At 37.1% G+C, this 12,337-nt stretch carries 15 protein-coding genes; 5 read left to right on the forward strand and 10 right to left on the reverse strand.

Annotation, left to right across the window (positions count from 1 at the left end):
• Positions 1–282 precede the first annotated feature (282 nt).
• Both speA and JFU23_RS07705 read left to right on the forward strand, forming a co-directional pair.
• Positions 283–1,755 carry an arginine decarboxylase gene (gene speA, locus JFU23_RS07700; protein ID WP_002128878.1) on the forward strand — a complete coding sequence of 491 codons (1,473 nt, stop codon included), beginning with the start codon at positions 283–285 and terminating at the stop codon, positions 1,753–1,755.
• Between the two features lie 618 nt (positions 1,756–2,373).
• A complete protein-coding gene (locus tag JFU23_RS07705) occupies positions 2,374–3,204 on the forward strand; it encodes a protein-glutamine gamma-glutamyltransferase (RefSeq protein WP_002066931.1) in 831 nt (276 codons plus the stop codon).
• A gap of 36 nt (positions 3,205–3,240) precedes the next feature.
• On the opposite strand, the gene JFU23_RS07710 is transcribed toward JFU23_RS07705, so the two are convergent.
• The 4 genes from JFU23_RS07710 to JFU23_RS07725 form a co-directional block, all read right to left on the reverse strand.
• Entirely contained in the window at positions 3,241–3,369 is a 129-nt protein-coding gene (locus JFU23_RS07710) for a GapA-binding peptide SR1P (protein WP_002111497.1), read from the reverse strand.
• Positions 3,370–3,413: 44 nt separating this feature from the next.
• Positions 3,414–3,542: a GapA-binding peptide SR1P gene (locus tag JFU23_RS07715; RefSeq protein ID WP_002033839.1), complete on the reverse strand. Its 129-nt coding sequence runs from the start codon at positions 3,540–3,542 to the stop codon at positions 3,414–3,416.
• A gap of 59 nt (positions 3,543–3,601) precedes the next feature.
• Positions 3,602–3,730 (reverse strand): GapA-binding peptide SR1P, encoded by a 129-nt coding sequence (locus JFU23_RS07720; RefSeq protein WP_000536778.1) that lies wholly within the window; start codon positions 3,728–3,730, stop codon positions 3,602–3,604.
• A gap of 195 nt (positions 3,731–3,925) precedes the next feature.
• The gene (locus JFU23_RS07725; RefSeq protein ID WP_201031703.1) at positions 3,926–4,222 is read right to left on the reverse strand and encodes a DUF3055 domain-containing protein; all 297 of its coding nucleotides are present in this window, start codon (positions 4,220–4,222) and stop codon (positions 3,926–3,928) included.
• A gap of 134 nt (positions 4,223–4,356) precedes the next feature.
• Between JFU23_RS07725 and JFU23_RS07730 the strand changes: the two genes are divergently transcribed.
• Positions 4,357–4,749, forward strand: coding sequence for a DUF1885 family protein (locus JFU23_RS07730; protein ID WP_002014853.1), 393 nt, complete (start codon positions 4,357–4,359; stop codon positions 4,747–4,749).
• Between the two features lies 1 nt (position 4,750).
• On the opposite strand, the gene JFU23_RS07735 is transcribed toward JFU23_RS07730, so the two are convergent.
• From JFU23_RS07735 to pdhA, 5 genes are all read right to left on the reverse strand, one after another.
• A complete protein-coding gene (locus tag JFU23_RS07735; protein ID WP_002088334.1) occupies positions 4,751–4,978 on the reverse strand; it encodes a hypothetical protein in 228 nt (75 codons plus the stop codon).
• Positions 4,979–5,190: 212 nt separating this feature from the next.
• Positions 5,191–6,603 (reverse strand): dihydrolipoyl dehydrogenase, encoded by a 1,413-nt coding sequence (gene lpdA / locus JFU23_RS07740; protein WP_002014851.1) that lies wholly within the window; start codon positions 6,601–6,603, stop codon positions 5,191–5,193.
• A gap of 5 nt (positions 6,604–6,608) precedes the next feature.
• Positions 6,609–7,901: a pyruvate dehydrogenase complex dihydrolipoyllysine-residue acetyltransferase gene (gene pdhC, locus JFU23_RS07745; protein WP_002033838.1), complete on the reverse strand. Its 1,293-nt coding sequence runs from the start codon at positions 7,899–7,901 to the stop codon at positions 6,609–6,611.
• 93 nt (positions 7,902–7,994) lie between these two features.
• On the reverse strand, positions 7,995–8,972 hold the full coding sequence (gene pdhB, locus JFU23_RS07750; RefSeq protein WP_000068162.1) for a pyruvate dehydrogenase complex E1 component subunit beta: 978 nt from the start codon (positions 8,970–8,972) through the stop codon (positions 7,995–7,997).
• 3 nt (positions 8,973–8,975) lie between these two features.
• Entirely contained in the window at positions 8,976–10,091 is a 1,116-nt protein-coding gene (gene pdhA, locus JFU23_RS07755; RefSeq protein WP_000536893.1) for a pyruvate dehydrogenase E1 component subunit alpha, read from the reverse strand.
• Between the two features lie 513 nt (positions 10,092–10,604).
• Here pdhA and JFU23_RS07760 point away from each other — a divergent pair.
• Both JFU23_RS07760 and def read left to right on the forward strand, forming a co-directional pair.
• Positions 10,605–10,754: a YjcZ family sporulation protein gene (locus tag JFU23_RS07760; protein ID WP_002014847.1), complete on the forward strand. Its 150-nt coding sequence runs from the start codon at positions 10,605–10,607 to the stop codon at positions 10,752–10,754.
• 167 nt (positions 10,755–10,921) lie between these two features.
• Positions 10,922–11,476, forward strand: coding sequence for a peptide deformylase (gene def, locus JFU23_RS07765; RefSeq protein ID WP_002014846.1), 555 nt, complete (start codon positions 10,922–10,924; stop codon positions 11,474–11,476).
• 62 nt (positions 11,477–11,538) lie between these two features.
• Here def and JFU23_RS07770 read toward each other — a convergent pair whose 3' ends face one another.
• Positions 11,539–12,312, reverse strand: a complete 774-nt coding sequence (locus JFU23_RS07770; RefSeq protein ID WP_002014845.1) for a Cof-type HAD-IIB family hydrolase — start codon at positions 12,310–12,312, stop codon at positions 11,539–11,541.
• Positions 12,313–12,337 lie beyond the last annotated feature (25 nt).

A 12,337-nucleotide genomic window follows, 5' to 3' on the forward strand; every position in this document is an offset into this window, starting at 1 on the left:
ATTTCAATGGAATTGTCTTCCTCTTTGCAGTATTTAAAATATAACTATTAAACATACTCACCTTGAAAATGCGATTTTTCTATACATCTATAATTATTGGTGATATAATGCTTTTGTTTTATAGAGAATAAAGTGAGACTACCATCCCAAAAAAGGCTTTTGCGAATGGCAGAAAAACAAGTCAAGTTCTAAAAGTTTGTCATCTTAATTTCCTTTTAGAATGAGATGAAATCATATAAAACAAACTCTAATAAATATTACGAAGAAGAAGGGGTGTATAGATTGTCCCAATACGAAACACCATTGTTTACCGCTTTAGTTGAGCACAGTAAGCGAAATCCAGTTCAATTCCATATTCCTGGTCATAAAAAAGGACAGGGCATGGATCCTACATTTCGCGAATTTATTGGGCATAATGCATTAGCAATTGATTTAATTAATATTGCGCCGCTCGATGATTTACATCATCCAAAAGGTATGATTAAAGAAGCACAGGATTTAGCAGCCGCTGCTTTCGGTGCAGATCATACGTTCTTTTCTATTCAAGGTACAAGTGGTGCAATTATGACAATGGTGATGAGCGTGTGCGGTCCTGGGGATAAAATCCTCGTGCCACGGAATGTGCATAAATCAGTAATGTCAGCTATTATTTTCTCAGGTGCAAAACCAATTTTCATGCATCCTGAGATTGATCCGAAGCTCGGTATTTCACATGGGATCACAATTCAATCTGTCAAAAAGGCTCTTGAAGAGCACTCAGATGCGAAAGGCTTACTTGTTATAAATCCAACATATTTTGGGTTTGCTGCAGATTTAGAGCAGATTGTAGAATTAGCTCATTCTTACGATATTCCTGTACTTGTTGATGAGGCTCACGGTGTTCATATCCATTTTCATGATGAACTACCAATATCAGCTATGCAAGCAGGTGCAGATATGGCAGCAACAAGTGTTCACAAATTAGGTGGGTCTTTAACCCAAAGCTCTATTCTTAATGTAAAAGAAGGTCTTGTGAACGTAAAGCATGTCCAATCCATTATTAGCATGCTTACGACTACATCAACTTCTTACATTTTGTTAGCATCCCTTGATGTTGCTAGAAAACGTCTTGCTACAGAAGGAACAGCTCTCATAGAACAAACAATACAATTAGCTGAGCATGTTCGTGATGCTATTAATGCTATTGAGCATCTTTATTGTCCCGGAAAAGAAATGCTAGGAACAGATGCTACTTTTAACTATGATCCTACAAAGATAATTGTATCTGTAAAAGATTTAGGTATTACAGGCCATCAGGCTGAAGTATGGCTTAGAGAACATTACAACATTGAAGTAGAACTCTCTGATTTATATAACATACTTTGTCTTATCACATTTGGAGATACAGAAAGTGAAACAGATACACTTATTACAGCATTACAAGATTTAGCAGCAACATATAGAAATAGAGCAGACAAAGGTGTTCAAGTACAAGTAGAAATACCAGAAATACCTGTGCTAGCACTTTCTCCTAGAGATGCTTTTTATTCAGAAACAGAAGTCATTCCATTTGAAAACGCAGCAGGTCGTATTATAGCTGATTTTGTTATGGTTTATCCGCCAGGGATTCCAATCTTTACTCCGGGGGAAATTATTACACAAGATAACTTAGAGTATATTCTTAAAAATTTAGAAGCTGGGTTACCTGTACAAGGTCCTGAAGATATGACATTACAAACATTACGTGTTATTAAAGAGTACAAGCCTATCAGTTGATAGGCTTTTCTTTCACCTTTTTTCTCTTTTTTTCATACGATACTAAAGAATTTGACATTCCCACCCTAATGGGGCAAGCTGACTAACATCAGTGGGATTCTTGCTACCTAAGGCGAAGTCCATTTCTGGTATCGCTGACGTGCAAGATTGCGGTGTGCCATCACCACTCTCACAACAAATCGTATAGGTTCGTGAGCTACTGTACTATACCATACCGTACAGATTCGTGTTCAGGTGTTTTAGCGTCTTGTTCTTGACGACACATATCATTTTACCGATAGCTTGAATTCGGCTATCGAACTCCCTATGCTATCTTTTTTCAAAGAACACATTGGCGTTTTAAAGACTTGTACTTGTCTGTAGTTAAAGTCTACCAAAATATAAAGTGAAATTTTAATCAGTGGGGTCTTGTTCATCCCCACTGATTATTAGCCTTCACCAATCGGGCGTTTACGGGCAGCAGGGCTCCAGCCGAATTTTGAGGTGGAATTCTTACTGCCCGCAAATAGCGGGATAAATGTTTTTCTATGAAAAAGCGATACTTTCGTCCTATGTCTAAAGTCCAATATAGGCTTTCCCGTATCGCGAAATCTGTAACGTATAGGTGGGGATACCATTATGATTGTGATAGGCCGTTCTATTGTACACCCTTATATCACAAATGAATATGAGCCATTTGCAGCTGAAAAACAACAGATTTTATCCATAATGGCGGGAAATCAAGAAGTTTATTCCTTCCGAACAGCCGATGAACTCAGCTTTGATCTTAATTTACGAGTTAATATTATTACTTCCGCGCTAGAACTTTTTCAAAGTGGATTTCAGTTTCGTACGTTTCAACAATCTTTTTGCAACCCTCAGTTTTGGGAAAGAACATCACTTGGCGGATTTCAACTACTCCCAAACATAGCCCCTTCCATTGCCATCCAAGATATTTTTAAAAACGGAAAACTATATGGAACTGAATGTGCCACCGCAATGATTATCATTTTTTACAAAGCATTACTATCATTATATGAGGAAAAAACTTTCAACCGTCTATTCGCAAACCTCTTACTTTATACATGGGACTACGATCGCGACTTAAAGCTCATAACAAAAACGAGTGGCGATATCGTTCCAGGTGACCTCGTTTACTTTAAAAATCCACAAGTTAATCCAGCTACGATTGAGTGGCAAGGAGAAAATACAATCTATCTAGGAAACTTCTTTTTTTACGGACATGGCGTAGGCGTAAAAACGAAAGAGGAAATTATTTATTCATTAAATGAACGAAGGATTCCTTATGCTTTTATTTCAGCTTATTTAACCGATTTTATTACTCGTATTGATAGCCGTATGATGAGTCAATATGCCCCTCCTAACACGCCACAAACATCAATAGGATTTATTCCTATTAGAGATGATGCAATTGTTGCAACAGTCGGGCATACAACTACAATCTATTAAAAAACGCCTACATGTGTAGGCGTTTTTTCTTAATTTTTAAGCTTTTGTATGTTCTGTATGGTCACATTCGCAATGAGATCCACATTTCCCATAAAGTACTGTTGATTTTTCATCTTCAAAATGTCCGATTGTTCCTTCACAAACTTGGCATACGATTGTTCCCATTTTCATTTCCCCCTGAGTTTAAAGAATAATCTACTTATATATGATTAAGCTTTCGCATTGTCTCTACTAGCACAGTCACAATTGGAACCACATTTCCCATAAAGTACTGTCGTTTTCTCATCTTCAAAATGTCCGATTGTTCCTTCACAAACTTGACATACGATTGTTCCCATTTTTCATTTCCCCCTAAGTTTATGGTCCTAAAAACTTTTAGCTGTCAATTTCCTATCAATTATTGGGCTTTTGTATGTTCTGTGTGATCACATCCGCAAGATCCACATTTCCCGTAAAGTACCGTTACTTTCTCATCCTCGAAGTGTGCAATTGTACCTTCACAATCTTGACATACGATTGTTCCCATTTTTCATTTCCCCCTAAGTTTATAATCCCAAAAACTTTTGTAACCGCTTAACTTTCTGTCTTTATTTTAATATGTTATACTTTTTACGTCAATAGGTTTTTAGTATAACACATTAAATATTTTAAAATTAAATTAGTATGCGATATTAACACAAAAAAACAGCCATATCTCATACGTACGACTGTTTCTTGTTAATTATTCTTCATACTCCGCATGCAAAGAAGTAGACGGAACAAGAAATTTAAAAAACTGAGCTAACTCCTCCGCCTCCTCTTCCGATCCTAACTTAAAAGTTTCCTGTATATATGGAACATTTTCTACATCATCTCTCCCAAGCAAAGTAGATTTCCCTGTTTGCATACAAACAATAAGTGGCTTTCCAAAAAACATATTTGTATAAATAACTCCAAAATCATAACGTGTATCATGCGTCATAAATCCTAAAAATCGTACCTTCACACTTTCATGCTCATCATACAATTTTTCAAACATGAGTTTCCACCTTTCTAAATAACACTTCCTACTCATTAATATATTAAACAAAAAAAGTAATACTCCTTTTAATTGTCAAAAAATTCAGTAGGATGTAGAATGATATTATTCTACTAAGCTAAGGGGGAATTTGTATGCAACACGCCTTTATCACACTTGTACCTAAATCCAATCAACAATCTGTTTCAATAGAAGATGTTAAACACCTTTTTCATAACTATAAAACCGTTACTTCCAAGACTGGTGATCAAATTAATTATGCTTATACAAATACAGCTTTTCCTTATGAAATATTAGATACATCAGCAACAACATTAAAACTCCAATCGAGTCACGATCGATATGATTCTATTTATGTTGGGATTGGAATAGAAAAGGAACAATCTTTTATTCAGGTTTCTTTGCCTACTACAGCAACATTTGGTGATAAAGGAAAAGCAAATGAATTTAGCCGTTTTCTAGCGAAGAAATTAGAAGGAGAGTTACAACTATTTAATGGAAGAACAATGTATTTCTATAAACGTTAATTTAAAAAATAGAGAATATGATTAAAAAAAGTATGCAATTTGAACACGTAAGGAATAATGCCTGCTTTCTTACGTGTAATACAAAACATGCAATCACATATGCCAAATAAAGAAATACGAAAAAGAGAATTACTTTATAATGAAACTTATCACCATTCGATAATGTTAATACAATGGAAAAACCACTCCATAATAGAAAATGATAAAATATAACATGTAATATTCTCATGGAACCTTCTCCTTTGACATGCTCTATTTTATTAATATATGGGATTAAGTTTGAATCAATTACATATTATATAACGGCATATATGCTAACGGTTCATTTAAAGTATTATATATTCATTCGACAAGTACATATAAAGACCTTGCAAGTCATTTTATGAAAATAAAAATACCCCATCTCTTTAAATAAGAGATGGGGTATTTACATTACTTAAATTATTTTACAATGTGAATTGGCATTCCAAGAGCAACTTCCGCTGCTTCCATTGTGATTTCACCTAATGTTGGGTGAGCATGGATTGTTTGAGCGATATCTTCAGCTGTCATTCCAGCTTCGATAGCTAAACCAATCTCAGAGATAATATCAGAAGCACCTGCACCTGCAACTTGTGCACCTACAAGAAGACCATCTTCTTTACGCGTTACAAGTTGTAAGAAACCGTCAGTGCTGTTTAATGATAACGCACGACCGTTTGCAGCGAATGGGAACTTAGATACAGCTACTGTCATTCCTGCTTCTTCAGCTTGTTTCTTAGTGTAACCAACAGATGCTAATTCTGGATCAGTGAAGCATACTGCAGGAATTCCGATGTAATCGATTGCTGATGCATGGCCACTAATTACTTCAACAGCTACTTTACCTTCGTAAGAAGCTTTGTGCGCTAATGGTGGTCCAGGAACGATATCACCGATTGCATAGATGTTTGAAATATTTGTACGGCATTGCTCATCAATTTCGATAATGCCACGGTCAGTCATTTTAATTCCAACTTGCTCAAGACCGATTTCTTGAGTGTTTGGACGACGACCTACAGTTACTAATACGTAATCTGCTTCTACAGTTTGGATTTCACCGTTAACTTCAAAGCTAACTTTTACGCCAGTTTCTGTTTCTTCAACGCCTTTAGCCATAGCTTTTGTATGGATATTTACGTTACCTTTTTTCTGTAGAGCACGTTTAACAACAGAGCTCATAGCTTTTTCGAAACCAGCTAAGATTTCGTCGCCAGCTTCTACTACAGTAACTTCTGTACCGAAGTTAGCATATGCAGTACCTAATTCCATACCGATGTAACCGCCGCCGATTACAACAAGTTTTTTAGGAATTTCAGGTAAGCTTAAAGCGCCTGTAGAGTTGATAACACGTTTAGAGTATTTGAATCCTGGAATTTCGATTGGTGTAGAACCAGTTGCAAGAACAGCATTTTTAAACGTATAAGTTTGTGCTGCATCTTCAGTCATTACGCGTAATGTGTTAGCATCTACGAAGTAAGCTTCACCGCGAATGATTTCAACTTTGTTACCTTTAAGAAGGCCTTCAACACCGCCAGTTAATTTCTTAACTACGCCGTTTTTCCATTCTTGAACTTTTGTAAAGTCAACTTTTACGTTCTCTGCAGTGATACCCATGTCATCAGAATGCATTGCATTCTCATAACGATGACCTGCATTGATTAACGCTTTTGAAGGAATACATCCAACGTTTAAGCATACGCCACCAAGGTTAGATTTTTCAATAATCGCTACCTTTTGACCTAATTGTGCTGCACGAATTGCCGCAACGTATCCACCAGGACCTGCACCAACAACGACTGTATCTAATTCAATTGGGAAATCTCCTACTACCATTGTTATTACGCCTCCATTACTAATAATTGTGGGTCATTCAATAGACGTTTAATTTGGTTTAATGCTTTTTGAGCAGTTGCGCCGTCAATTAAACGATGGTCAAAGCTTAGAGATAATGCTAATACTGGAGCTGCAACGATTTCACCGTTTTTCACAACTGGTTTCTCAGCGATACGGCCGATACCAAGGATTGCTACTTCTGGGTGATTGATAACTGGAGTGAACCATTGTCCACCTGCAGAACCAATGTTTGTAATTGTGCAAGAAGCACCTTTCATTTCAGTTGGAGCTAAACGACCATCACGTGCTTTACCAGCAAGTTCATTGATCTCGTTAGAAATAGTAAAGATAGATTTACGATCTGTATCTTTAACAACTGGTACTAATAGACCTTTGTCTGTATCAGCTGCGATACCGATGTTGAAGTAATGTTTATGAACGATTTCTTGAGAAGCATCGTCTAAAGCAGTATTCAACATTGGGAATTCACGTAATGCAGATGTTAAAGCTTTTACAACGTATGGAAGGTAAGTTAATTTAATACCTTTGTCAGCTGCAACAGCTTTGAACTTCTTACGGTGAGCAACAAGTTCTGTTACATCTACTTCATCCATTAATGTTACGTGAGGAGCTGTATGCTTAGAGTTAACCATTGCTTTCGCAATCGCTTTACGGATACCACTCATTTTCTCACGAGTTTCTGGATATTCACCAGCTGGGATTGGTTGTGCTTTTGGTGCTTCTTCTTTCGCTGCTGCTGCTGGAGTAGCTTCTACTGCTGCTGGAGCCTCAGTTGCTGCTACAGTTTGTCCACCATTTGCAAATGCATCGATGTCAGTTTTCACAACACGGCCGTTCTTACCAGAACCAGCTACTTTATGAATATCTACACCTTTTTCACGAGCATATTTACGAACAGATGGCATAGCGATTACACGCTCATTTACTACTTCTGCCGTTGCTGCTGGAGTAGTTTCCGCTGCTGGAGCTTCTACTGCTGCTTCTTCAGCTTTTGGAGCTTCATCATGATCGTCACCTTTAAATTTAAGGTTTTCGTATCCAGGAGCATCAAATTTAATTAATGTATCTCCTACAATTGCAACTGTTCCTTCTTCTACAAGTACTTCAAGTACTTTACCTTTAACAGGAGAAGGGATTTCTACTACTGCTTTATCATTTTGTACTTCAAGAAGTACATCATCTTCATTTACTTCATCGCCTGGTTTAATAAACCATTTTACGATTTCACCTTCGTGGATACCTTCACCGATATCTGGTAGTTTAAATTCAAATGCCACGGAATTCAGCCCCCTGATTCATTTCATTATTATGGAATATGTACAAAAGAAACCAGCATGTGCTGATTTCTTTTGCACATGAAAAACTAAAAATTAGAAGTTCATTACTTTGTTAACAGCTTCAACAATATCTTTATGGTTTGGTAACCATACGCTCTCAGCTTGAGAGAATGGGAATACTGTATCAGCAGCTGCAACACGTACAACTGGAGCTTCTAAGTTTAAGATTGCACGGTCGTTAATTTCCGCTACAACGTTAGCTGCAATACCAGCTTGTTTTTGAGCTTCTTGAACTACAACTACGCGGCCTGTTTTTTCAACAGAAGCGATGATTGTTTCGATATCTAATGGTTGAACTGTACGTAAGTCAACAACCTCTAAAGAGATACCTTCTTTTTCAAGTTCTTCAGCAGCTTTTAATGCAGCATGAACCATAGCACCATAAGCGATAACAGATACATCTGTACCTTCACGTTTGATGTCAGCTTTGCCTAAATCAATTGTGTAATCACCTTCTGGTACATCTTGACGGAATGAACGGTACAATTTCATATGCTCTAAGTAGATAACTGGATCGTTGTCACGAATCGCAGAGATTAAAAGACCTTTTGCATCGTATGGAGTAGATGGAATAACAACTTTTAGACCAGGTTGTTGTGCCACTAATCCTTCTAAGCTATCAGCATGTAGTTCAGGAGTATGAACACCACCACCGAATGGAGAACGAATTGTTACTGGAGCAGTCCAACGTCCACCAGAACGGTAACGCATACGAGCTAATTGACCAGAAACTGAATCCATTACTTCATAAATGAAACCGAAGAATTGGATTTCTGGAACTGGACGGAAGCCTTCAAGTGCAAGTCCAACTGCAAGTCCACCAATACCAGACTCTGCAAGTGGAGTATCCATTACACGATCTTCACCGAATTCAGCTTGTAAACCTTCAGTAGCACGGAATACTCCGCCGTTTACACCAACGTCTTCACCAAACACAAGTACGTTAGGATCATTTTTCATTTCAACGCGTAAAGCATCAGTGATTGCTTGAATCATTGTCATTTGAGCCATGGCTTACTTCGACTCCTTTTCTTTGTAAATTTCATATTGTTCAGCTAAGTTGTAAGGCATTTTTTCGTACATGATTTCCATTAAATCAGTAACTTTTTGTTTTGGAGCTTGGTCAGCCTTAGCAATTGCTTGTTTGATATCTTCTTTTGCTTCTTCGATAACTTTCTCTTCAACTTCTTGAGACCATAGGCCTTTGTTTTCTAAGAATGCACGGAAGCGTACGATTGGATCTTTTTGTTCCCATTCGTTTTCGATATCTTTTGTACGGTAACGAGTTGGGTCATCACCAGCCATTGTATGTGGACCATAACGGAATGTTAAAGTCTCGATTAAAGTAGGACCTTCGCCATTTACTGCGCGCTCACGAGCGAAAGCAGTTGCTGCGTATACAGCTAATGGATCCATACCGTCTACTTGAATTCCGTAAATACCTGCTGCTACTGCTTTTTGTGCTACAGTTTTAGCTGCAGATTGCTTTTCTACTGGAGTAGAGATTGCATAACGGTTGTTTTGTACAACGAAGATTGCTGGAGCTTTGAATGCACCCGCAAAGTTCATACCTTCGTAGAAGTCACCTTGTGAAGCACCACCGTCACCAGTGTAAGTAATTGCAACAGATTTTTTACCACGTAATTTCATACCTAACGCAACACCAGCAGTTTGGATGATTTGCGCACCGATAATGATTTGTGGAGCAAGTGCATTTACATTCTCAGGCATTTGGTTACCCATGAAATGTCCACGAGAGAATAAGAATGCTTGGTATAATGGTAGACCGTGCCACACTAATTGTGGAACGTCACGATATCCTGGTAAGATGAAATCTTCTGCTTCAAGTGCGAAATGACTTGCTAATTGAGAAGCCTCTTGTCCAGCAGTTGGTGCGTAGAAACCTAAACGTCCTTGACGGTTTAAAGAAATAGAACGTTGATCTAGTACGCGAGTATACACCATACGGCGCATTAATTCTTTTAATTGATCATCAGATAATTCAGGCATAGCTGCTTCATTCACAACTTCGCCTTTTTCATTTAAAATTTGTAATGTTTCAAATTGAGCTGCGATAGCTTTCATTTGCTCATCAACATTAAATAGGGTCTTTTTTGTTTTAGTACCCATTCCGTTCACCTCTTCCTCTCTTGAACCATATTCTGAAACGCTTTCACTATCTATTAGCTAGACTGAAAGCGCAACAATGTAAACCAACAAATTTGTTTGTCGGTTGAGAATAATTTTGTGTACCTAACAATCTGTACTAATGTTTTTTCAAAAACATATTAATACAATCTTGATCACGTTTTTTAGTTTACAACTATTCTAATTACGATGTCAATTACTTTGAATACGTTTTTTTATAAATAATATGCCGGTTTCCTCTACACAAACGTGTTTTTATTTTTCACATCTGTATTAGTAAGCAATAACCTGCTGTTATATTATTCCCTTTTTAACTTATTTTTTCTCTTAGAATAATATGTAAACGATTTAATTCTCCTTAGTTTTTCTCTCTTCTCAAGAAAATTATACAAACACTTCTTCCTTTTATAGGTAAATACCTATACATTTCTGATCATTCCTCCATACATTATAGTAACCGCAGTATTAGCGGGAAATGATAAAGGAGGTCATCTCATGTACGGATACTCATATTGCTATCCAACAACTTGTTCATATCCTTCCTACGGTTATGGCGGTTCTTGTGGCGGATCTGGAAGCGGCTTCGCCTTAATCGTTGTGTTGTTTATCCTTTTAATTATCGTTGGTGCTGCTTGCATTCGCTAATTAATGTAAAATGAAACAACTATGGAAAGAAACAGACGGCTTTGCCGTCTTTTCTTTTTATTACATAACTTATCTGTAGAAGATTTGTTTCCAAGTAGCTCTTCCTTACTTGCCGATGACTTTTTTTATCTCCTTTGGTAGACTAAAGGAGAAAGGAGAGATTACATATGCTTACAATGAATGAGGTAATTCGTGAAGGAAATCCTATTTTGCGCGACGTCGCAGAAGAGGTCTCCTTACCTGCTAGCGAGGAAGATACAAATACTCTTAAAGAAATGATTGAATTTGTAATAAATAGCCAGGACCCTGAAATGGCTGAAAAATATAATTTACGCCCCGGAATCGGATTAGCGGCTCCGCAGATCGGTATTTCAAAGAAAATGATTGCGGTTCATGTAACTGATACGAACGATACGTTATATAGCTACGCATTATTTAACCCAAAAATCATTAGTCATTCTGTTGAACGTACATATTTACAAAATGGTGAAGGCTGTCTATCTGTAGACCGTGAAGTACCTGGTTATGTCCCTCGTTACACGAGAATTACAGTAAAGGCAACAACGATTAACGGTGAAGACGTAAAACTGCGATTAAAAGGTTTACCAGCAATTGTATTCCAACATGAAATCGACCATTTAAACGGTGTTATGTTCTATGACCATATTAATAAAGACAATCCATTTGTGGCTCCCGATGATTCAAAACCTCTCGAGCGATAATAGTAAAAAGGCGGAAGTTAATCTTCCGCCTTTTTATTATGTGAAATGGGTTCCACACTTACTTATAACAAGCCAGCCCACTTTAATCCGTGATAAATACCGTCTTCATTAACATCTTTTGTCACATAATTAGCAAGTTTTTTCAAATCCTCATGACCATTCCCCATCACAATGCCCGTTCCTACTGCTTCAATCATTTCTAAATCATTTAATCCGTCCCCAAATGCATATACTTGTTCACGATTAAATCCTATTTTCTCAATAAACTTCTCAATCCCTTTTGCCTTAGAACCACCATTAGGGATAATATCCATTGAATATGCATGCCAGCGTATAAAATGAAAATCTGGATAATGATGAATAAACTTTTCTTCTTCGTTTACTTCACAAAAAAGAAGCGTTTGATAAATATCGCGTTTCTCATAAAAATCAGGTTCATATGCCGGATGCTCGAATTGTAAGCTTCCAAAACCTTCTTTTACATAATCATGATATTCCACTGACGCTCTCATTTCTTGATGGTCAAGATATACAAGTGGATATCCTTCTTGTTTTGCAAACTGAGTAAACTTATGTAGAGCATCAGGATGTAATGGATTATTAAATAATACCTCATCCTCAAATACAACATACTGCCCGTTAAAACTAACATAATTATGTATATTGAGTTCCTCACGAATATCTTCAAACATAAATGGCGCACGCCCTGTCGCAATCGCTACATGCACACCTTTTTCTTGTAAATCTCTTACTGCATCTCTTGTAGATTGCGGAATTTTCTTATCATGATCTAATAATGTTCCATCAATATCAAAAAAGACAATTTTATCATTCATTTGTCAAAATCCTTTCTGGCACTCT

The organism is Bacillus sp. TH50 (assembly GCF_016650565.1).
Lineage (GTDB): Bacteria > Bacillota > Bacilli > Bacillales > Bacillaceae_G > Bacillus_A > Bacillus_A mycoides.

What these genes read in the sequence shown, in the direction of transcription:
- JFU23_RS07705 (WP_002066931.1), top strand. Translation starts at nt 2,374, where the DNA reads ATGATTGTGATAGGCCGTTCTATTGTACACCCTTATATCACAAATGAA.
- JFU23_RS07710 (WP_002111497.1), bottom strand. Translation starts at nt 3,369, where the DNA reads ATGGGAACAATCGTATGCCAAGTTTGTGAAGGAACAATCGGACATTTT.
- JFU23_RS07715 (WP_002033839.1), bottom strand. Translation starts at nt 3,542, where the DNA reads ATGGGAACAATCGTATGTCAAGTTTGTGAAGGAACAATCGGACATTTT.
- JFU23_RS07720 (WP_000536778.1), bottom strand. Translation starts at nt 3,730, where the DNA reads ATGGGAACAATCGTATGTCAAGATTGTGAAGGTACAATTGCACACTTC.
- JFU23_RS07725 (WP_201031703.1), bottom strand. Translation starts at nt 4,222, where the DNA reads ATGTTTGAAAAATTGTATGATGAGCATGAAAGTGTGAAGGTACGATTT.
- JFU23_RS07730 (WP_002014853.1), top strand. Translation starts at nt 4,357, where the DNA reads ATGCAACACGCCTTTATCACACTTGTACCTAAATCCAATCAACAATCT.
- JFU23_RS07735 (WP_002088334.1), bottom strand. Translation starts at nt 4,978, where the DNA reads ATGAGAATATTACATGTTATATTTTATCATTTTCTATTATGGAGTGGT.
- lpdA (WP_002014851.1), bottom strand. Translation starts at nt 6,603, where the DNA reads ATGGTAGTAGGAGATTTCCCAATTGAATTAGATACAGTCGTTGTTGGT.
- pdhB (WP_000068162.1), bottom strand. Translation starts at nt 8,972, where the DNA reads ATGGCTCAAATGACAATGATTCAAGCAATCACTGATGCTTTACGCGTT.
- pdhA (WP_000536893.1), bottom strand. Translation starts at nt 10,091, where the DNA reads ATGGGTACTAAAACAAAAAAGACCCTATTTAATGTTGATGAGCAAATG.
- JFU23_RS07760 (WP_002014847.1), top strand. Translation starts at nt 10,605, where the DNA reads ATGTACGGATACTCATATTGCTATCCAACAACTTGTTCATATCCTTCC.
- def (WP_002014846.1), top strand. Translation starts at nt 10,922, where the DNA reads ATGCTTACAATGAATGAGGTAATTCGTGAAGGAAATCCTATTTTGCGC.
- JFU23_RS07770 (WP_002014845.1), bottom strand. Translation starts at nt 12,312, where the DNA reads ATGAATGATAAAATTGTCTTTTTTGATATTGATGGAACATTATTAGAT.